The organism is Pseudomonas serbiensis, from assembly GCF_030580745.1.
GTDB lineage: Bacteria > Pseudomonadota > Gammaproteobacteria > Pseudomonadales > Pseudomonadaceae > Aquipseudomonas > Aquipseudomonas serbiensis.
In genome coordinates this window covers 166,047-187,554 of record NZ_JAUQOO010000003.1, presented here as the reverse complement: position 1 = coordinate 187,554, position 21,508 = coordinate 166,047, and the positions used below count along the sequence as shown (strand labels likewise).

Annotated in this window: 17 protein-coding genes; 12 read left to right on the top strand and 5 right to left on the bottom strand. The window is 54.1% G+C overall.

The window, feature by feature from the left end; translation table 11 throughout:
• Positions 1-10: 10 nt before the first annotated feature.
• The 9 genes from Q6A51_RS05730 to Q6A51_RS05690 all read left to right on the top strand — a co-directional run bounded on the left by Q6A51_RS05730 (position 11) and on the right by Q6A51_RS05690 (position 10,528).
• Positions 11-499 (top strand): (2Fe-2S)-binding protein, encoded by a 489-nt coding sequence (locus Q6A51_RS05730; RefSeq protein ID WP_201004598.1) that lies wholly within the window; start codon positions 11-13, stop codon positions 497-499.
• Positions 496-1,488: an FAD binding domain-containing protein gene (locus tag Q6A51_RS05725; protein WP_201004596.1), complete on the top strand. Its 993-nt coding sequence runs from the start codon at positions 496-498 to the stop codon at positions 1,486-1,488. Before Q6A51_RS05730 ends, Q6A51_RS05725 begins: the two co-directional genes overlap by 4 nt.
• Positions 1,485-3,875, top strand: a complete 2,391-nt coding sequence (locus Q6A51_RS05720; protein WP_304574318.1) for a xanthine dehydrogenase family protein molybdopterin-binding subunit — start codon at positions 1,485-1,487, stop codon at positions 3,873-3,875. The genes Q6A51_RS05725 and Q6A51_RS05720 overlap by 4 nt, the downstream gene beginning before the upstream one ends.
• A gap of 3 nt (positions 3,876-3,878) precedes the next feature.
• Complete coding sequence (locus Q6A51_RS05715; RefSeq protein ID WP_304574317.1) at positions 3,879-4,847, top strand: XdhC family protein; 969 nt, start codon at positions 3,879-3,881, stop codon at positions 4,845-4,847.
• A gap of 19 nt (positions 4,848-4,866) precedes the next feature.
• Positions 4,867-5,778 carry an AraC family transcriptional regulator gene (locus tag Q6A51_RS05710; protein WP_304574316.1) on the top strand — a complete coding sequence of 304 codons (912 nt, stop codon included), beginning with the start codon at positions 4,867-4,869 and terminating at the stop codon, positions 5,776-5,778.
• Between the two features lie 37 nt (positions 5,779-5,815).
• Positions 5,816-6,313 (top strand): heme-degrading domain-containing protein, encoded by a 498-nt coding sequence (locus tag Q6A51_RS05705; protein ID WP_304574315.1) that lies wholly within the window; start codon positions 5,816-5,818, stop codon positions 6,311-6,313.
• Between the two features lie 280 nt (positions 6,314-6,593).
• Positions 6,594-7,100: a sigma-70 family RNA polymerase sigma factor gene (locus Q6A51_RS05700; RefSeq protein WP_304574314.1), complete on the top strand. Its 507-nt coding sequence runs from the start codon at positions 6,594-6,596 to the stop codon at positions 7,098-7,100.
• Complete coding sequence (locus tag Q6A51_RS05695) at positions 7,100-8,038, top strand: FecR domain-containing protein (protein ID WP_304574313.1); 939 nt, start codon at positions 7,100-7,102, stop codon at positions 8,036-8,038. The genes Q6A51_RS05700 and Q6A51_RS05695 overlap by 1 nt, the downstream gene beginning before the upstream one ends.
• 75 nt (positions 8,039-8,113) lie before the next feature.
• The gene (locus Q6A51_RS05690) at positions 8,114-10,528 is read left to right on the top strand and encodes a TonB-dependent receptor (protein ID WP_304574312.1); all 2,415 of its coding nucleotides are present in this window, start codon (positions 8,114-8,116) and stop codon (positions 10,526-10,528) included.
• Positions 10,529-10,602: 74 nt separating this feature from the next.
• Here Q6A51_RS05690 and Q6A51_RS05685 read toward each other — a convergent pair whose 3' ends face one another.
• Positions 10,603-10,941, bottom strand: a complete 339-nt coding sequence (locus Q6A51_RS05685) for a hypothetical protein (protein WP_304574311.1) — start codon at positions 10,939-10,941, stop codon at positions 10,603-10,605.
• Between the two features lie 203 nt (positions 10,942-11,144).
• Here Q6A51_RS05685 and Q6A51_RS05680 point away from each other — a divergent pair, with 203 nt between their 5' ends.
• Together Q6A51_RS05680 and Q6A51_RS05675 are read left to right on the top strand one after the other, a co-directional pair.
• Complete coding sequence (locus Q6A51_RS05680) at positions 11,145-11,480, top strand: hypothetical protein (protein ID WP_200993291.1); 336 nt, start codon at positions 11,145-11,147, stop codon at positions 11,478-11,480.
• A 155-nt stretch (positions 11,481-11,635) separates the two neighbouring features.
• Entirely contained in the window at positions 11,636-12,070 is a 435-nt protein-coding gene (locus tag Q6A51_RS05675) for a GNAT family N-acetyltransferase (protein ID WP_304574310.1), read from the top strand.
• A gap of 130 nt (positions 12,071-12,200) precedes the next feature.
• Here Q6A51_RS05675 and Q6A51_RS05670 read toward each other — a convergent pair whose 3' ends face one another.
• Positions 12,201-12,440 carry a DUF6124 family protein gene (locus tag Q6A51_RS05670; RefSeq protein ID WP_304574309.1) on the bottom strand — a complete coding sequence of 80 codons (240 nt, stop codon included), beginning with the start codon at positions 12,438-12,440 and terminating at the stop codon, positions 12,201-12,203.
• 17 nt (positions 12,441-12,457) lie between these two features.
• A complete protein-coding gene (locus Q6A51_RS27455; RefSeq protein WP_405046127.1) occupies positions 12,458-12,958 on the bottom strand; it encodes a DUF6966 domain-containing protein in 501 nt (166 codons plus the stop codon).
• Between the two features lie 945 nt (positions 12,959-13,903).
• On the opposite strand from Q6A51_RS27455, the gene Q6A51_RS05665 reads away from it, so the two are divergent.
• Positions 13,904-16,459, top strand: coding sequence for a TIR domain-containing protein (locus Q6A51_RS05665; protein WP_304574308.1), 2,556 nt, complete (start codon positions 13,904-13,906; stop codon positions 16,457-16,459).
• A gap of 553 nt (positions 16,460-17,012) precedes the next feature.
• Here Q6A51_RS05665 and Q6A51_RS05660 read toward each other — a convergent pair.
• Together Q6A51_RS05660 and Q6A51_RS05655 are read right to left on the bottom strand one after the other, a co-directional pair.
• Entirely contained in the window at positions 17,013-17,510 is a 498-nt protein-coding gene (locus Q6A51_RS05660) for a hypothetical protein (protein WP_304574307.1), read from the bottom strand.
• A 992-nt stretch (positions 17,511-18,502) separates the two neighbouring features.
• The gene (locus tag Q6A51_RS05655) at positions 18,503-21,112 is read right to left on the bottom strand and encodes a GAF domain-containing hybrid sensor histidine kinase/response regulator (RefSeq protein WP_304574306.1); all 2,610 of its coding nucleotides are present in this window, start codon (positions 21,110-21,112) and stop codon (positions 18,503-18,505) included.
• Positions 21,113-21,508: the final 396 nt, after the last annotated feature.

Here is a 21,508-nt window from a genome sequence, read left to right as displayed (position 1 = left end):
AGAGGCCATCATGGCAGACCGCAACAGACTTCAGCTCACCATCAACGGAGCACCTCAAGCCTTTGAGCTTGACCCTCGCACGACGTTGCTGGATGCGCTTCGCGAGCATGCATTCCTTCCTGGTACCAAGAAGGGTTGCGACCAGGGTCAGTGTGGTGCTTGTACGGTTCATGTCGAGGGTGAGCGGGTTTTGAGTTGTCTGACGCTTGCGGCTCAGGTCGCGGGTCGTGATGTGACGACCATTGAAGGCTTGGTCAAGGCGGACGGCACGCTGCATGCCGTGCAGGCTGCTTTCGTTGAGTTTGATGCGTTTCAGTGTGGCTACTGCACGCCGGGACAGATCATGTCCGCAGTGGCCTGCATCCGCGAGGGGCATACAGGGTCGGATGACGAGATCCGCGAATACATGAGCGGCAACATTTGCCGGTGCGGAGCCTACCCACATATCGTCACTGCAGTACGCACTGCGGCTGCCCGCTTGCAGGGGGAAAAGGCATGAGAGCGTTTGACTATATTCGTGCCAGTGATGTCGCCAATGCGAGGCAAGAAGTCGTCTTGCCGGAAACCCGTTTTCTGGCCGGAGGGACAACACTACTCGATCTGATGAAGTGCGGCGTGGAGCGTCCTGCCCGGCTGGTTGATATCGGTCATCTGGACGGCCTGAATGGCATTAGTGTCGGCGCCCGGCAGATCAGTATCGGGGCTTTGGCGAAGATGAGTCATGTTGCCGCCAACCCTCACATTCAGGCTCAGGCACCTGTACTCAGCGAGGCCCTCTGGCGCGCTGCTTCCCCCCAGCTGCGGAATATGGCCACGATTGGCGGCAATCTGATGCAGCGCACGCGATGCACTTATTTTCGTGACCCCAGTGCTTATCCTGAATGCAATAAACGTAATCCAGGTTCTGGATGCGCGGCGCTGAACGGGTTCAATCGCAACCATGCCGTGCTGGGAACAAGTGATGGATGTATTGCCATCTATCCTGGCGACTTTGCAGTGGCGTTGGTTGCATTTGATGCCAAGGTTTTGATTCGGGGTGCAAGCGACCGTCAGGTGCTTGCCGAAGACTTCTACCGGTTACCTGGCGCACGCCCGGACATTGAGCACGACCTTTCAGGCGGCGAGATGATTATCGGCATTGAGGTGCCTGTGGTCGCCGCCCTCAAACGCTCCCATTACCTGAAAGTGCGTGATCGCGCCTCCTATGAGTTCGCTGCTGCAAGCGCTGCTGTCGGGGTCGAGTTCGAGGACGATGGCAAAACCATCAAGGATGTCCGCATTGCTATGGGCGGGGTCGGTACCAAGCCTTGGCGTTCACGTGCTGTAGAGCAGGCTTTGGTGGGTAAATCATTCACCGAAAAAGTGATTCGTGAGGCCGTCCGACACTCCGTCAACGGCGCTCAGGCCCGTGAGCACAATGGCTTCAAGATAGTTCTGGCACCTCGCGTCGTTGCGCGAGCACTGATGACCGTTGGAGGTCTGGTATGAGCGATCTCTTCAACCCCAGGGTTTATCGCCGGACACTGCTCAAGACCGCTGCTGCGGGCTCAGCTGTCGCGTATACCGGCCTTGCGCTCAACCCTCTGACGGGTGAGGCAGCGCCGCTGATGGAGAAGGAGCGAAATGGTTCGCTGGGTGAGCGTGCATCTCGGCAAGACGGCGGCCTCAAGGTAAGAGGGGAGGCCCGTTATGCCATTGAACAGGCCATCGAAGGAATGCTTTACGGCGTTGCAGTGCAATCGACCATTCCCGCAGGCCGCATCACTGCAATTGATGTCAGCAGGGCTGAAAATGCGCCGGGGGTGATTGCCATTTATACGCATCTAAACCCGCTCGCCATTCAGCCAGCCACCCCATTCATCAAAGGTGGCTCTGCCACTGAAAACTTCACGCCCCTGCAGGATGATCTGGTGCGCTGGAATGGCCAGCATATTGCTCTGGTGGTGGCGCAAACGTTCGAGCAGGCGACTGAAGCTGCGAATCTGGTCAAGGTCACTTACGAGCAAACGACAGCCATCATCGACCCGGATGATGCGCGTGCGAAACCCCAGCCTGTCGATGACCTGCAGGCAAAGTGGGGAGACGCGCCTGCTGCCCTCGCAGCGGCAGCGGTCAAGATCGAGGGTATCTACACCACACCACGTGAGTACAACGTTCCGATGGAACCCCATGCCTGCATCGCTCACTGGGACGCCGATAAACTCACGGTCTATGAGTCGAGCCAGTGGGTAGGCGGTGCGCGTAATGTCATTGCCCAGTGGATGGGGCTTGAGATGGCCAAGGTGCGAGTCGTTTCACCTTTTGTGGGGGGCGGGTTCGGTTGCAAGGTTGCGCCCCATCCTCATGTCGCCATGACCTGTGCCGCGTCAAAGGTATTAGGTCGCCCCCTGAAAGTTTCGTTGACGCGCCCTCAAACGTTTACAAGCTTTGGTGGCCGGCCCCGGACAAGTCAAAAGCTGGCGTTGGGAGCAACCCCGCAAGGCACGCTGGTTTCGGTCGTGCATGAAGGCTGGAATGAGACCGCCATTGATGACACGCACCTGGAACCCAGCACATCGGTGACCGCACTGATGTATGCCACTCCCAATATGCTCGCCCGGCACAGCATCATCCCTGTAAACACTGTCAATCCTGGCTGGATGCGTGCACCTGGCGAAAACATCAGCACCTATGCGCTTGAAACTGCCATGGATGAGCTGGCCGTTGAACTGGGTCTTGATCCGATCGAACTGAGGCTGCGTAACTGGGCGTCCAAGGATCCCAGAGCCAATGTTCCCTGGACGACACGGCGTCTTAGAGAAGGATACGCAGCCGGTGCAAACGCATTCGGTTGGGCCAACCGTAACCCGAAGCCACGCTCGATGCGTGAAGGTCGCGAGCTGATTGGCTGGGGCATGGCCGCAGGAACCTACCCTGTGTGGCGAACGCCTGGGGAAGCGAAGATCATCATCCATCGCGATGGCCGGATAGAGGTCCTGAGCGGCGGTACCGATCTGGGGACGGGCACCTACACGATTCTGGCGCAAACAGCCGCCGAAGTACTTGATGTACCGACCAGCGCGGTCAAGGTCAGCCTCGGCGATACTGATTTGCCACGGGCTTCGGTCGCGGGTGGTTCGCAGCTTGCCAATAACCTGACAGGCGCTGTTTACAAAGCGGCGAAAGTCGCTCGTAACGAGATGCTGCGAGTCGCTACAACTGACCCGAAATCGCCTCTGCACGGGATGGATATCTCAAACCTGGTATTCAAGAACGGGCGCATCAAACCTTCACAGAGACCAGGCGACGGTATCGCGTTGGGTGACCTGCTGAAAGCGATTGGCAAAGAGCGATTCGAGATATCAACCGACACCTTCAAGGCAGGTGCCACCGAGGCCGATCGTGATGCTGCCGCCCACGGTTTCAGCCAAATGCTGCCTGCGACTCATGGCGGGGTGTCCGCTCACAGCTGGGGTGTCCATTTCGTCGAGGTTCGAGTGGACGAAGACTTCGGTACGGTCAAGGTCAAGCGCATGGTGGCAGCGTTCGACAGTGGCAGGGTGTACAACCCTAAGCTGGCGGAGAGTCAGTGGATGGGCGGGATGATCATGGGAATCGGGCAGGCCCTTTTTGAAGAGGGCCACATTGATCGCCGAGACGGCCGCATTGTCAACGCAAGCCTTGCTGACTACGTTGTTCCCGTGAATGCCGACATGCCTGAAATCATCACTATCGATGTCGGCATACCTGATCTGCAGGCAAGTGCCCTGGGCGGCAAGGCCGTGGGTGAGCTTGGGATCGTGGGAGTAGCTGCTGCCATTGGCAACGCGGTGTATCACGCAACCGGAAAGCGCATTCGTGATCTCCCTTTTACCCTTGATAAGCTGCTTGCCTGATCCATGAACAGTCTAGATCTTCAGGTTGTTCAACAGGCATCGACTTGGCTGGAACAAGGCCAGGGTGTGTGGCTGTGTACTGTCCTCTCAACGTTTGGGTCTGCGCCTCGTGGGCCCGGCGCCATGCTGGTGGCGCTGGCGCAAGGAGGGTCCTGCGGTTCACTGTCAGGCGGGTGTGTGGAGGAAGACTTTCTGGAGCGACTGGGTCGCCACGAGTTCGAGCCTCACAGCCAGATCATTCGATACGGGGAGGGCGGGTTTACTCCAAACCTGCAGTTGCCGTGTGGCGGCGTGCTTGATGTTCTCGTTGAGTATTTCGAGGCTGACTGCTCCGGGCGTGAGTATTTTGCGAGGCTTGAACAGGCTCTGCATGGACGTCAGTTAATCGTGCGTCGTGTCATTCTGGGGACGCGCGATGCCTACATGGAAAACGCTGACATGGAGTGCGCGCCGGTCACCGTTGAGCCTGGGCAAGTGCGGTTGAGGGTCGGGGCCGTTCGACGGCTTTTGATCGCAGGTTTGTCACCCGTGGCTGAGTTTTGTGCCAGTTTCGCGGTTGCGTTGGGCTACGAGGTCATCGTGTGTGATCCGCGTGCCGAAGTGATATCGACTTTCCGGATGCCAGGTGTCGCACTGTTTGAAATGCTGCCAGCGACCTACATCGCTCAAGGCGGCTGTCACGCATCAACGGCTGTCGTCGCGTTGACCCACGATCCTCGTCTGGATGACCTGACGCTGATGGAGGCAGTAAGGACGCCTGCATTTTACATCGGGGCAATGGGTTCGCGGCGAACCAGCGAAAAACGTCTTGAGCGCGTGAGGCGTATTGGAGGGCTGGACGATGAGGGCATCAACCGCATCCATGCACCCATCGGGTTGAATCTGGGCAGCAAGACACCTGCCGAGATAGCGCTGGCGGTCATGTCCGATATCGTTCGGGTGAGTAATGGGATCAGCAAAAACGTACTCTAGTGGCGCATCGGGGAAAATCATGAATTCAGCTTTCAAAGATATTTGCACTGTCACTGGTAGTGCCCGCCTGGCTGAGCGAATGGGACAAGTTCTTCGACAGGAAGGTGACCACTACAGCGCGATTCCAGGGCTCAGCTTTCATCGTCGTAACGCTGTAACAGAGCCACTGCACTGCATCTATGCGTTAGGGCTTGGCTTGACGCTGCAGGGCGGGAAGCAAGTCATGGTGGGAGAAGAGGTTCTGGCCTATGGCCCCGGTCAGTCGATGGTGACAAGCGTCGACATTCCCGTCATCGCAAATGTCACCCGTGCCAGTGCGTCCCAACCTTTCATCGGGATGATTCTGGCGCTGGACAGCACAATGGTTGTGCAGGTAGCAGAGCGATTGAAGTTATCTCAACGAATGAAAGATGAGGGGTTTCGTCCCGTCACCGTTCACGCGCTGGATACTCACATACTGGATGCGCTGGAGCGTCTGATCGCCTTGCTGGACGATCCGTGTTTGATAAACGCTCTCGCGCCGCTCATTGTCGAGGAAATAGTCGTGCGCCTGTTGAACGGCCCTCATAGCCTTCAATTGCTTCATATCGTAAGTGCCGGCTCACCCAGTCAACACATTGCCAGATGCCTGTCCTGGCTGAAGCTGAACTTCCGGCAACACCTCAAGGTCGATGAGCTGGCAGTGAGTGCCCATATGAGCCCTTCCACTTTCCGTCAGCATTTTCGGGCGGTTACGGGCATGAGCCCATTGCAGTATCAGAAGCAGCTCAGGCTTCAGGCAGCACGACAAATGATGTTGAGCCAGAATGTGGATGCCAGCAGCGCCGGTGGACTTGTCGGTTATGAAAGCTCCTCTCAATTCAGCCGCGAATACAGTCGCCTGTTTGGTGAACCTCCTCAGCGTGATATCAAACGTATGCGGTTGCAGTAGAGCAGATCTACCACTTTAGACGCAGGACTCGGAGTTTATGGACAGTGAGCAACAGGAAGACCTGCGACGTATCGTCATTCAGGAACAACGTCTCCGGCTTAAAGCCTTCGACAAAGCGGCTGCATGGGAGCTTGGCCTCAGATTGAAGACCCTGTGTGAAGACGCGGGGTTAAGCACTACGATTGAAATCAGACTCGCTCGCGAGACCGTGTTTTTTTACTCGATGCCCGGAACGGCTTCGAGCAATGCTGACTGGGCTCGCCGTAAACGCAATGTGGTGGAATTGATGGGGCAGAGTTCTTATCGGGTGGGCCTGTCATTTGAAGACGGTCATTCGCTGGAGGCTTCCATGGGGCTTCCACCCGCCGATTATGCATGCCACGGTGGCAGCTTTCCCCTGCACGTCGAGGGTGTTGGATTCATTGGTGTCGTGACTGTGTCCGGCCTGCCTCAGAGGCAAGACCATGCGTTAGTCGTCAGGGCGCTGGCCGAGATGTGTGATGTTGAGCTGGCGGACGTGGCACTGACACCGTGATCGGAAATGTTGCGCTCAAGCAGCACAGCACCAGGACGGGTGGCTGGTTTAATGCCGATCAGTTCAGGCACAAACAAAACGTGTGGGAAGTCGCCAGCAAGCTGCCTCCCACAAAGTGACACATTCATCAGTGACTCACTTGGAGTCGTCAACAAACCCCATCTGCTCAGCGTATGTTGAGCGCTTGCTCCTGAGGGCCGGTCTGGATCAACGCTCCGGCCTTGCATTGATATGAGAATCATTATCAATTATTATCGCCGCTTCTTTCGGGAGGCAAGTCGTGGGCGAGGATCGTATAGGGCTTCTCTATGCAGAGCACAATAGCTGGCTGACGGGCTGGCTTTACCGTCGTCTGGGTTGCAACAGCCAGGCGGCGGATCTGGCGCAGGATACTTTCCTGCGCATCCTCACTTCACAGCGTAGAACCGGCGAAACCCTGACCCTGGACCGCCCACGGGCCTATCTGGCGACGGTGGGCCAGCGGCTGGTTTGCGACTATTTCCGTCGCCAGTCGCTGGAGCGGGCCTATCTCGACATGCTCGCCACGATGCCCGAAGCTTTTGCCCTGTCGCCGGAAGAGCAATGGCAGATGCGCGAAACCCTGTTCCAGCTCGATGCATTGCTCGACCGCTTGAAGCCCGTTGTGCGTGCAGTATTTCTACTGGCACAGATCGATGGCCTGACCTATGTGCAGATCGCCCGCGAGCTGGGTATTGGTGAGCGCACAGTCAAGCGCCATATGGCCACTGCCTTTGAAGCCTGCATCCTGAGCGATGTAGCGTTTTAATGTCTGCGCAGGCCCCGATCAGTCGTGACGTCGCGCGCCAGGCCGCCCATTGGCTTGTGCTGATGCATGAGCAGCCACTGAGCCTGGCTCAACAGCAAGCTTGCGCGCGGTGGCGCGCTATCGATCCCGAGCATGAGCGCGCCTGGCAGCGTGTGCAGCATGTGCAACAACAGCTCGGTGGTCTGCCGCCCGCGCTTGCCATGGGCACCCTCAATCGCGAACGACGTCAGGCCTTGAAGACGCTGCTGGTGTTGGCTGCCATCGCACCCGCTGGCTACCTCGGCTACCGCTTTGGCACCGAGCAGGGCTGGATGGCTGACTATCGCACCCGCGTAGGCGAACGGCGGCAACTGACACTCGCGGACGGAAGTGTGGTCGACCTCAACACCGACAGTGCCATCGACGTGCAATTCGATGCCGGGCAGCGGCTGATCCGTCTGGTCCGCGGGGAGATATTGATCAGCACCGGCATTGACTCTGCTCGACGCCCTTTGCGAGTGGCCAGTGAACAAGGGCTTATGGAACCTTTGGGGACGCGCTTCAGTGTGCGCCAGCTCAGTGGCACCACACAGCTGGCGGTGCTGCAAGGCCGGGTTCGGGCAACGCCTGCGCGCACCGCGTCACAGGTTGTAGAGGCAGGCGAGCAAGTGTCTTTCAGCGCAGATGCCTTCGGCCCGTTACGTCCTGCCAGCGAACTGGCTACACGCTGGACGCAAGGCGAACTGGTGGCCGATAACTTGCCGCTGCGCGATTTCCTCCAGGAACTGACCCGCTATCGCCCAGGCCGGCTGCACTGTGATGAAAGTGCATCGGCCTTGCGTATCAGCGGTGGCTTCCAGCTCGACAACAGCGACGCCATTCTCGCCGCGCTGCCGACTACTCTCCCGGTGACAGTGAGTTATCGAACCCGTTATTGGGTGACGGTGAGCAAGGCATGATCTTTTTTTGGCCCGTTTTTTCACGGTGCCCGTCCTTAGTAGTGAATCTGTAATCACCAAAGGACATTTTGCTCCATGACCCATTCTCGTATCCTGCGCGCGGCCACACGCAACACGCTCGCACTGTCATTGCTGACCTTTGCTTTGGCCGCTCAGCCGCTGCGTGCCCAGGCAGACGGAGAGACCCGGCATTACAGCGTCCAGGCGGCGAGTCTTTCCCAGGCGCTGGCCGGTTTCAGTTCGCAGGCGAAAATTACCGTGCAATTCGCCCCGGAGCTGGCTCAGGGCTTGAGTTCACCGGGATTGGAGGGCGATTACAGCGCGGAGCAGGGCCTCGCCAAACTGCTGGCGGGTTCCGGGCTTGGGGCTGTGCAACTGGGCGATCGGGTTTATGGATTGGTTAAAGTCAGTACCGAGGCCGGCACGCTGACGATGCCCAATGTCGATATCAACGCCCGCACCACGGTCGAGGGTTCTGAAGCCGCAGGCTATGTGAGTGAAAACATCAGCAATGTCGGCGCTCTGGGCGGCATGAAACTGCAGGACACGCCTTACTCCATGAGCGTGACTTCCCAGGCGCTGCTCAAGAACATGCAGGCCACCTCGACCGACGACGTATTCAAACGCAATCCCTTCGCCCAGCTTTACTCCCCGAAAACCGCCGGCTACGCCAGTGCTATCACCATTCGGGGTTTCGGTGGTTCTTCAAGCCTGAACATCGCCAACGACGGCCTGCGTTTCAGCACACTGGCCGATGGCGGCAACTTCATCGAAGACACTGAACAACTGGAAGTGGTAACGGGCCTCACCGGTTTCCTGTATGGCCCGGCGTCTCCCGGCGGGTTGGCCAACTACGTGCTCAAACGGCCGACCTATGAGCGCTACAACAGCGTCACACTCGGCAATGCGGGTGGCGAAAACTACTACCTGCACGGCGACTTCGGTGGCCCGATCGATAGCGAAGGCAAATTCGCGTACCGACTCAACGTCCTGACTCAGGATGGCGAAACCGCAATCGACCTTCAAAAGCGTCGTCGGCAGATGGTCAGCCTGGCACTGGACTGGAACGTCAGCGACGACCTGCAGATCCAGTTCGACGCCTCTCACAAGGAAAGCCAGACTCGCGGCCTGACTAGCTATTGGTTCTTCGCCAACGAAGCGTATCGCTCAAGCGCTTCATCACTGGATACCGACAAGCTGTACAGCCAGAAATGGGCCTTCTCCGACAACCAGACCGACAAGGCAGGCGTGCGGGCCAAATGGCGCCTGAACGATACGTTCAGCCTGCGTGCAGCTTTTGCTGCACAGCAATACACCCAGGAATACACTTACACCGGCCCGCAGATCGATGCGCCAGGCGTGTATACACAGCCGCTGTATGCTTTTGCCCCTCTGGAAACCCGCGAGTACTCAGGCTATCTGTTTCTCGACTCGTTGTTTGCAACCGGCCCGCTGGATCACAAGTTGACGCTGGGCTATCAGGGCAATACCGCGCGCACCCTGATGTACACCGACCATACCCCGAGCCAGCAACAGAGTTCGGTGACCGGCACCGCCGTATCGCTCAGCCAGCAGCCGCAGGTGAGCAAGCCGGGTTATTCCATTGGTCATGGTGCCCGGCACCTCTCCAGTACCAGCGACACCCACAACCTGTTGATCGGCGACATCATCACATTCAACGAGCAGTGGTCGACCATCCTCGGTGCAACCCACACCCAGATCATCGCCTACACCAACAACTTCGCCACAACGACCACCACGCCGCGCAAGACCGAATATGACAAGAGCCTGACCTCACCCAGCGTGTCGCTGATCTACAAGCCAGTGCCCTGGCTGACCACCTATGCCACCTACATTGAAGGTTTGCAAAGTGGCAGCGTCGCACCCGCCAACGCAATCAACGCCGGGACCGCCCTGGCGCCGCAGATCAGCGAACAATACGAAATCGGAGCCAATGCCAGCCTCGGCGACACGCTGGTGACGCTGGCGCTGTTCAACATCGAAAAGCCCAATGCCTTCCGCAATACGGCTCGTCTTTACGTTGCAGATGGCTTGCAGGAGAACAATGGCCTGGAGTTCAGCGTGACCGGCAAGGTTACCCCGCAACTGACGCTTGTCAGCGGCCTTACCCTGCTTGATCCCGAAGTGAAAAAGAGCTCCACCTCGGCAAACGACGGCAACTCGCCCATCAACGTGGCCAAACAACTGGCCAAGGTCTATGCCGAATACGACATTGCCTCCGTACCAGGCTTTGCCGTGACCGGCGGCGCGTTCTACACCGGCAAGCAATACGCCGACGAGGCCAACAACTACACCTTGCCAGCCTTCACCACATTCGACGCCGGAGCCCGCTACCGCCTGCCGCTGGGCGACAACAGCCTGACCCTGCGAGCGAACGTGAGCAACCTGACGGACAAGAAGTATTGGCTCAATACCAGTTATCTAGGGGATCCGCGGACTGTGGCTTTTTCGGCGCAGTTGGAGTTTTGATAAACCTGCAATCACAGGTACATGACGCTGGCAGTGGTAGCTTCAACGTGTGCGGCTGAGGCTACCTTGCTATGTCAATGCAGATCGCAACATATGGGAGGTTCTTTCCATCCATCAGGGAGTGGTGTGAGTATGCACCTGCCCAGTACCTGGCTTTTCGAGACAAGAATCTTGCTACCCAGCGGATAGGTTGAAGGTGCGTCAGAACTAACCTCGCACGTGCCGATATCTCCACCAGAGTAAGGAATGAGAAATACAACTTTGCCGTCCTGGAATGTTCGCGGCACGACATTTTCGACGCTGTACTCGTCGGGCGGCAGCAGGGCGTCAAGCAAAAAAAACAGCCCACTGGATGCTCCGAAAAATAGCATCGCATACGATGTCCACTTTCTTGCAATGGATAGAAAAGCCACGCGCATGTCCTGTAGGAAAATAACCGTCGCAAGAAGCCGACTGCCTGAAGTTTGAAGCTACCGGATGCCGGTATATATACCAATACGAGAACGCTGTGTGCTCGTGAAACGCAGGTATAAAAAATTTCAAAAAGCTTGAGCACTTCGGGTAAAGTGGCGCCGCCCGAAAATTGGATTCGGGTTATATATCATGGGGAAACATCGTGAAGTCCTTTAGTAAAGTCATCGCTGCTGCAGCATGTGGTCTGGTTCTGGCGGGTTGCACCGGCACAGCCATGAAGACTCAGCAATACGATAGCAACCAGTACACCGTTGTCGGTCACAGTGAAGCAAGTGCTACAGGCCTGATGCTGTTCGGTCTGATCCCTATTCGTCAGAACGATCGTTTTGTTCGCGCTCAAAACTCTGCAATCCAGGCGAAAGGTGGCGATGCGCTGATCAATACTCAAGTGCAGGAAAAGTGGTTCTGGGCCTGGGTCCTGAACGGCTACACCACCACGGTATCCGGCGATGTTATCAAGCTGAAAACTGCTAAATAATCAGCACTCAGCTTTAGAAAGCCCGGTTCGCCGGGCTTTTTTGTTTCTGGTGATTGGGGAGGGGGCTACGCTTCGATTACACGAATCGGCGCAGTAATTTCCAGGCGGCTTCTGCTAGTCTGCCGGGCCAGTCAGCTAACAAGGCGGCCCAATCAATGTTCACTATACGTGTCATGACCATGGACGATTACGACGCGGTCATCGACCTCATGAGGCGTACTCCAGGCATCTCCTTGCGTGATGCTGATTCTCGTGAATCGACCTCCAGATACTTAGAACGAAATCCCGGGATGAGCTTTGTTGTTGAAGTCGGAACCGTTCTCTGCGCTTGCATCATGTGTGGACACGATGGCCGCAGAGGATATTTGCAGCATCTGGTTGTTCTTCCTCAGTATCGGCGGCAAGGCATAGCAAATGCCTTGGTAGAGCGCTGTCTTTCGAGTCTTGAGAAACACGGAATACTTAAATGTCACCTCGATGTTTTCAAGACCAATTCAACGGCTGCCAACTATTGGCATAGCCAGGGTTGGCAGCTCAGATCTGATATCGATCGGTATTCGTTTATCCGGTCGGATAATGAGAACGTATGACTAATGCCGATCAGTCAAGGTACACACAAAACGTGTGGGAGGCAGCTTGCTGGCGAAAAGGCCTTGAAGCCGGCAGATATTCTGCGCCTGCATATGAAGTCGCCAGCAAGCAGCCACCCATATCCTGATTTCAGCGCATTTCAATCCCGTTCAGAGAACGATCAACCACGGTCTTGGCCATTTCCACCAGATGCATAACGGAAAGTGCCAGGTGTCGTTGCGTTCCACTCAAATGGTCACTGCTTTCATAGGCTGTGGCGGCAGCGCAACTGAGCAGTTCCGAGGCATAGCTCAGGGATTGTTCAAGCGTGGTGTTCGGGCTGGAAAGGGAAGGGTGGTCAAGAGGTAAAGCGGGTGCGGCATTGAGCATGTTGGAGATTCCTAACGCTATGGGGAATGCTGCCAGTTCTCGCTACTAAACGATAAAGGCGGCGGCTGTGCGAAGGTTAGTAGACCGGGCGTTAGGATCCGGCGCATCCGAAGATGCCCTACGCACAGCCACCATAAAGTGCAGTGAAATATTTCACTGACGGTAGGGTGACACCATGCGGACCAACGACCCGGGCTACTAAACCCGATCACTGCGATGCAGCGACCGACGCACATTAGTGGCCTGAATGGGGGGAGCGCAAGGGGGTAGGATTTTCTAGGAAATTTCGTTCGAGAGAAAGGGAAAAGTCGTGTGGGGTTGTGGTGGGGTATTACGGATTTTCTTTGGTGGGCTGTGGCGGTGAGGTTTTTCGGGTAGAACGAACCCATGCCGCCGTAGGCCGACCGAAGTTTGGTTATTCCTGACGGATCCGAGTCGGTTAACTGTGATAGAGCATTCCGCATCCATTGGCTCCTGTGTTTTTCACCGTCGTTTTTAAGAAATACCGTGGCGGTTATGTATTAACGTCGTCTAGTGACATTTGTTTTGGTTGTTGTTTGGAGAGCTGTTGGCTCCATGTCAAAAAAGGATGTTCATTGCCAATAATAAATCCATTTGGATATGGTTGAGCCTTCTACAGTTTGTAGTCTAGATCAGAGTCTGTGATGCTAGAAATAAATTCTTATTCCTTTGAAGAGCTTGTGACCGGTTACTTATAAAGCGGGCGGCCTTCAGCTCAGTGGCGGATGGGTGTGGCGAACGAAATCTTTCAAAGCAAGGTGATGCGACAAAGGACAGTGTGTGGCATTATAAGGCCATTAATCATGCGCTGAGACTCAAGATGGAACTGAATAAGTCAAGAAAAGATAATGCAAGCCCTCGACTGGGCCTACGAGAGACCTGTAAATGGATTATCGGGTATCGATTCTGTCAGGAGCTCGTAGCTAGCTACGCCAAGGGCGTGCTGCAAGACATCGGCATTGCCGTCGGTAATAAATTGGCAATGAACGCCGTAAAGTCGATTTCCGGTAAGGCACTGATAGATATAAAAAAGTAGGCTTCAAGCTGTTCACCAAATTTGGTGAAAAATTCACAATTAACCTCGGTAAAGCCGTGCCTCTCTTAGGCGGGGTGATTGATGGGAGTTTCGATGCATTCACACCAAAAGAACTTTCTGTGGCATAGCTATCTGTCTGAATGATGGTCGGATTTGTCTAGCCTAGGAGTAGTTGCTAGTCAAAATATTAAATTTTATGAAGGTGGTTGGGAGTAGATAATTTGTTCCCTTACTTAAAGTTGCATATCGTGATGCGGCCTATCTTAGAAGGCGTTGGCTAGTTGTGATTAAGGGGGTTGCGTACAACCCAATGTTTTATGTGTGGGGGTGCTCGGTGTCGAATATTGGTTGAACCGTTTTTTTTTTTTTTGAATGTGATCTTCACAAATATTAGCAAGGAGGCGTGATGAGTAAAGCATTCCTGTCGCACAGCAGTAAGGACAAAGGATTCGTTAAAGGCGTTGCAGATGCTCTTGGTAGCGCACTCTGTCACTATGATGAGCGAACTTTTGAACCCACTGGTGATTCGGCTGACGAGATACTTTCAGCTTTGGAGGACTCTGAGGTTTTTGTCTTGTTTCTTTCTGCCAACTCTTTAAATTCACCATGGGTCCAAAAAGAAATAAAATATGCTAGGCATATGTTTTTTGAAGGGAAAATTACTGCTGTTGCAATTTTTCCCTTAGATAAAACCCCGCGTGACACATTGGAGCCATGGCTGCGTCCTTTTGTGGTACAGACTTTGATGGTCCAAAAGCTTGTGGGACTAAGAATTCGTTCGATGCTCATAATGCCAGATACTATTTCGTCCTCTCGATTTATTGGTAGAGACAGCGAACTTTCTAGTTTAAAGTCGATGTTAAGGGATCGCTCCGTCAGCAAACCATCTGCTGTAATGATTTCTGGTATAGGCGGAATCGGAAAGCGTCGTTTGTTGGGGCGCGCATATGAAGATCTTTATCCATTTATTCCCAAGCACTGGGTGCAGATAGAGTTAGGATCGTACGAGGGTGAAGCTGTACTTTACGAGCGAATGCTCGAGTATTTCGAGCCCTTATCGGATTGGGCAGCATCTCTGAAAAAACTTGAAATATTTCTTGGGCTAACTCCCGCAGAGAAAACATTAGAGTTAGCAAGGGTTTTTAGTGAAATTGAAAAGACAAAACAGGTTGTTGTCTTGATTTTTTATAATGATATAGTTAACTCTGATGGTAATCTGGAAGAGTGGCTGATTAGTGCAATTAGGGCTTCAAGTCCGAGTTATCCTGTGCTGGCAGTTTCTACAGTTCGCGGCCCTGGACCTAGGTCGTTAGCTTCAATTAGTGATATTCCATATTTAAAATTAAATAGCATTGAAGATAAAGATGCGAGGCATCTTTTTGAGTTGTTATGTGACGATATTAAGGTTGTTGTTCCGGAGTCTCTAACTGATCAAGTGGTTGCATCAGTCGGCGGTCATCCGGGGCTTTTAGAGTTGTCAGCAAAATTAATGAAAGCAGCTGGTGCGGCTCGTTTTAGAATTGAGCTTTCTTCCAGTGATGGCAAGTCGGCATTGGAAGAGTATGTCGAAAAGGCGCTCGAGAACGTTCCTTTATCGGATGCTGAGAAGTCTATCATCCTTCTAGTGGACGAATTGGGAGGCGCGACGCCAGAGGATGTCTTGTTCGGATTTACCAATGATCAGCATTACGAACATGTATCTGTCTCACTCGCTAAACTTTTAGATTACGGGATGCTTGAAGACTCAGGAGAAACCCTAAGAGCAGCTTCCCATCTAAGATTGGTAATACGTAGATGGAAAAACCATAAGGCTCTTCAAGATTTTTTGGTACCAGTTCGTAAAAATCTAGTTTCTATTTTGGATCAGGCACAAGATATTGAAGGTGGCTCTTATTTAGCCCTGCGGGCCTCTATCGCCGCCGCGATCCGAGAGAATGGTGAGTTTAGTAGTGTACTAGTAAGTAAACCCCTTCTAGCTGCTCAGCAGTTACGTGTCGCTCGTAAACTGTACGATGAGAGAGCATTTATTCTGGCTGCTGAAAAGGCTAAAGCTGCATTTGAAAATAGGATGGCTCTCAGTGATGAAGGAGTTGTCGAAGCACTTAGGATATTAGGCCTTGTGGGGGTTCGTAAAAATAATGATGTCTTGAAGGAGTTTAGTTGTACTGAACTTGATAGAATTTCAAGCGGCAAGACAAGAAAAATTGCTGCTTTTATCCGGGGCTTTGAAAAACGCTTAGCTGGTGATTTTCGTGGTGCGGAACAACAGCTGATGGTGGCGTTAGGTAACGGCGGAACTGGAGACTTTCATGTTCTTCGCGAGTTAGCTGCGTCACTTTTGGAGCAGGGACGTGCCCAAGAAGCAGAACAATATGCTCGAGGAGCGTTAAGGATTGCCCCTACTAACCCCTTTATCATGGATATTCTAGTCGCCTGTTTGATTGATCGCTTTCGTGATTCAGTTCATGATCAAGGTTTAAAGGAAGAAATCAGGATGCTGTTAGCTAGGCTGGCATCGTCAGACGAACGCGAGCAGCAGTCATTTAGTCCCCGCAGAGAGATTGGATTTGCTATGGCGAGCCGTCGTTATCCAGAAGCCAAGAGTTTGCTAGATAAGCAGAAGAAGAATAGCCATAAGATTTGGTATCGCGGATTGTTGGCCGAGTGGTTATTACGCAGTGGCGAGTCTCGTGAGGCTTTAATAACTTTAGACGGATTGCACCGACCGCCTCAGAATGCGGGCGCAGATGAAGAGCTGCTCGAATTTGCCCTTGTCCGCACGACGAAAGTTCTCGCTCTTGCTGGATCTGGTCGATTTGACGAAGCTATAAATGATTATAATCGCAACGCTAGGTTTCTCAGCTTGAAAAGTGCTGAGGAGTTGCGAAAGATTTTAGTTGAAGAAATTGCTCGGGCACCTGGAGTAAGGTCTCAAGCTGTGAGAGATTTTGCGAAAAGGTAACTTTTCATTTTTTGCTTTTTATAGCTGTAACCCAGTGATCGGCATGATCACTCTCGACCCAAAGTTGCCCTCTGCAAGCGGTTTGGGTCGAATAGTATTCACTGAGCACTGTTTCTGATCTATTCTTACTTTCTACTTGGAGGGTGCCACCGTGAGTGCTGTTACTACATGCGGCCGCTAACCTTATATCAAGGGGGGTAATAGGCCAGAAAGTCTATCTTTTAGTCAGATATAGTAGAGGTGTTTGGTTTAATTAGATCACCACAGTCCAACTCCTGCTTGGGCGTACGAACCTAAAAAGCACCGTCAGATAATTGGGAATTGAGATCGATGGTGCTTATGGCAGAGTAGATGGAAGGTTGATGATTTGTAGTGATGAAGATCGGCCCAAAGCGGTCAGTCACGAAAGGCAGCTTCGATCCAAAACTACCCGTCATTTGTGTGCGGCTTGTCTAAACTCACCGTGCCTATACAGCGCTTTCTGAAATTATGGTACTAGGGCATAACGCTGGATGGCCTGAAACACAGCCTCACGATCTTCCTCACTGATACCTTATCCCAACGTTACTGCCATGCGGTAAAACATCAAGGTGTCTATTGATGGATCGATAAAAGGAAGCTCTGGCGGCGGTGCTCCTGCTCCCAAGGAATGCCACTTTTCCATTAGCTTAAGAAGCTCATTCTCATATTCATCAGGATTGTCTTCATAGATTAATTCTGGCCCTCGAATAGCCATTAGCCTAAACCGAAACTCAGATTGATCTTCCCAATGTTCGGCCTTAATCCGGGCTAACCTAGAGCCTCCAGTAATCTCAGCAATCCCTGGGGTTGAGCGAACGAACTGCCTCACATATGCAACAGAATCTTCGATATATAGAACGTCGCCACCGAAGGATTCCTCGTCTAACCATGTTATAAGAAAAAAGCCATTACCGAATATTGTTCCTTTTGTAAATGGCGCTGGCACGTCATTGAGTCTAAACTCCACCGTCTTTAACTCTCCGTCCTGGATTTTGTATGGACGACTAAGCTCAAACTGCAGCTTTTTCACCGAAAATGGGGAGCCTTTTCAGCTCAAGCGGACGCCTCGGTGCTGATCCGCGTACCGGTACCAGTGCCCAGATTTCTCAACAGCTGATTTGACATAGGAGTTTACAAAGTAAGCCTGGCGCGACAGGTGAAAAGTTTCAAGAGGCAGTTCCATGAGGTCATCCAAGTGACCGGCTCTTGTGAACTGGAGTTTGCCGCTTTGTAAGATCAATGGAGGGGTGGATACTCGCGTGTAGTGGTGAATTTCCATTTTTCAGATATTGAGTGGACTCCTAGTTGTTAATGCATTCTGAGCATAATTAAATGATAGAAAATTAACATAATTGTGCGGGAGAGCGATGACGACCACTTGGACTCATAGCAACTATTTCTGGATGTCCGCTTTTTGCCCATGGGGGTAAAAACACTAACCGTGCTATCGCCGTCGAATTAAAATGGGAGGAAATGCCAACGTTTTAAGGTCGATCTCAGCGTAGCCCCCAAATCGCTCTTGTAGAGCCAGATCCTAAAGCCCCAAACTCCGTCTATAAGAAAGTGACGAGCTGTCTAAGTTTGCCGTTGGTATGTGCCATGGTCAGACTTACGACAGTCGTACACCCTGGTTCGTCATCGTAAACTCTGATCAGAAGCATATTCCCATTGTTCTGCACGCTGTAATTATGGCCACGGTACTCATACCCTAGATCGTGGTCGACATCGTCAAAACGGATAGATTTCACTATCTTCACAGCGGCATCCAATATTCGGTTCCATATGAGGATCGCCTCGTGAAGCTCTTTATTCAAGGGAGGTATAGAGGTCAAGGCACCTTACTTCCCGAAAGCCTCGACGACTACAGAGGAGCGACATTTGGTTGCAGGCAGTAATCGGCTAATTGCGGCTAACAAGGCGCATTTTCCTATCTGAAGGCACCGCACAGGTCGCACTCACCGGTATTCAATCAAACCGAATCGACAGCGATTACTGGCACTGCCACCCACACCCATACACAGATCAGGGCACCACGACCTTTGCCTCAGCATCATCGTCCAGGAATTCACCTCGGAGTGGTGAAAGGCTTGCCGCTAGCTCGCTCTTGCGAAACGGCTTGGTGAGCCGCGGCAGGTCTGGGTCAAGGCCCTCACGTTCCGCATAGCCGGAGACGAGCAGGATCGCGGTCTCGGGCCTGGAGCGCTGAACCACTCTGGCCAGATCGGTGCCATTGATGCCCGGCATGAGATGGTCGGTGACGAGCAGATCAAATGGCTCCCCGTGGGCCATCAACTGCATGGCTTCTTCGCCTGACGCGGCCTCGATCACGCTGTAGCCCAACTCGGCCAGCATGTACGAGGTGCTGGCGCGTACCAGTTCTTCATCATCGACCAACAGCGCGATCCCGCGTGTCAATCGCGGCTCCGACGCCTCGACAATGCGCAAGGCCACTGCCGGCTCGGTCGTACTGCGCGGCAACCACAGCTCGACATTCGTCCCGAAACCCGGCGAGCTCTGAATCGTGAGTGCTCCGTTCAACTGTGATGCCAGCCCATGCACCATCGAAAGACCGAGACCAGTCCCTTTGCCGACACCCTTGGTGGAAAAGAATGGCTCCACTGCGCGGGAGAGGGTTGCGGCGTCCATGCCAATGCCAGTGTCCACGACAGACAGGCACAGGTACTCGCCTGGCGGAAGTTTTGAACGGTGCCCATTGCCGACCAGCGACATGCTGGCAGATATGCGCATCGTTCCTCCCTGAAGCATTGCGTCACGTGCGTTTACGGAGAGATTGAGAAGGGCCATCTCGAGCTGGTTCTGATCTGCGATGGCAGCGGGCAGATTCTGCGGAGCATCGATGACCACCTTGATTTGCGGCCCTGTCGTGCTGGCAACCAGATCGCCCATATCGTTCACCAGTCTGGCCACATCGACCGGCACCGTCTGAAGTGGCTGACGGCGAGCGAAGGCAAGCAGTCTCTGCACGAGTATCTTTGCACGTTCTGCCGATTGCATCGCGCCTGAGATGAGCCGTTGCTCTCGTTCGCCACCCACGCCTCGTCGCTGGAGCAGGTCGAGCGTGCCAACGATCGGGGTGAGCAGGTTATTGAAGTCATGGGCGACGCCGCCGGTAAGCTGCCCCATCGCTTCCATCTTCTGGCTCTGGCGCAGCGCCTTCTGGACTTCTTCCCGTTCGGTGATGGCCTGAGCAATTCGCCCTTCAAGGGTGTCATTGAGCTCCCTCAATTCCTCCTCGGCCGCCTTGCGGGCGGTGATTTCTATTGCGGTGCCGGTCACGCGCAAACAGATACCGGCCTTATCGAACACGCCCCGACCCTTGGCCGCAACCCAGCGGACGATGCCGTCCTCCCGTCCAATCGTGCGGTAGTCGACTTCGTAGAGCGCACGACGCTCTGGGTCTGCTGCCGCCATGAAGGCTGCGATCGTCGCTTCACGATCCTCGGGATGCAACCCCCCATAGAAGTCTTGCAGCGTGACCGTCACGTCAGCCGAGATGCCGAACATCGCTTTGGTCTGTGACGGCCAAACCAGCTTGTCATTAACGAAATCCACGTCCCAGAAACCCACATCGGCGTGGTCAACGGCAAGGCGCAATCTCGACTCGCTGATACGGATCGCGGAATCCGCTCGTGTGCGATGAACGATCAGCCCGATCGTATGAGCCACGAAGTCGATGATTTCTACATCCGCTGGCAACGGCTCGCGCAGCTCATGGTGGTAAAGAACGAAAGCGCCGAGCGGGGTTGCTTGCGCCGAGCGGATCGGGATTGACCAGCAGACGTGCAGACCCTGCCTGACGGCCATATCCCGGAAGTCAGCCCAGCCTGGGTCGTTCGTGATGTCAGCTACTGCCGTTACAGCGCTCGGCTCGACGGCAATGCCTTCGACAGCATCATTGTAGGCGTAGGGCAGGCTTGGCCCCGCGCAATGCTCCAGGTGATTCCCGTCCTCATTCAGGAGCAAGATGCTTCCCAGGAAACCTGACATGGATAGCGTTTCCACCTCGCGGACGATCGCATCCAGCGTGACGTTCAGGGCTCTTTCTTTTACTGCCAGCTCCAGGATACGGTTCTGCGTAGCCCCCAGTGCTGCCCCGCGATTGCGAGCTTGGGTCAGGCGCGCATTCTCAATAGCGATCGTTGCCAGTCGCGCCAGACTTTCCAGTCGTTTGATCGTCTCAGGGTCGTGATCCCGAACCTCTGACCAGTAAGCGCCAAGCGCCGAGATCGGAACAGGTCTACCGATGGGCACCATCACGAGGCTGCGGACAAAGGTCGGCGCGTAAGCGTCCTGCGGGATGCGCGGGTCGAGCCGAACGTCACTGATCGCAACCGTCTCGCGGTGGCGCATCGCCCAGCCTGAAATACAGTGGTCGATCGGGAAGCTCTGGCCTTGCCAAAGGGGAGAGACCGCATCTTCAGCCACATAAGAACAGCGGCCTTCATTTTCAATGACCACCGCAACGCCCTCAGCGCCTACCGTGGCGCGCGCCGTGTCCCTCAAAACGGCGACGACCTCGTCCACCGATGCTGCACTGGCCAGCCGCTCACTGGCATTGAGCACATGAGATAAGCGGTCATCACCGATTGGATCCTTGGGAACAGTAAGCAAACGAAACTCCCAACGGCCACAGAGTCTTCTTCCGCGGTCTGGTTCAAATTGATGGTGGCGAAAGAGAGGGTGTGGCGCGACTCTCTCTTTTCGGCATGGGCGGATTTCAGTCTCTCAGAAAAGCGACTATCAAGCATCATCAGGGCGGTATTGTTTGACCGACAGCAATGGGTCGATTCTGTTGGAAAAGGCAGTTCTCTCAAGCTGCTCAAGGGCTGGCCGATGAAAAGACTTCTTTAGCATGCTGCTACGTGAGCGCTGAGCCCGATCCTCCGCGACAATTCAAGATTTCAATCTCAGGCACGTACTGTTTGCGGATCAAAACCGAGATCGACTGCTTTCAACAGAGTCGCCCCAGCCGGCTTTGTAAAAACAGCTTTGTTATACAAAACCCAT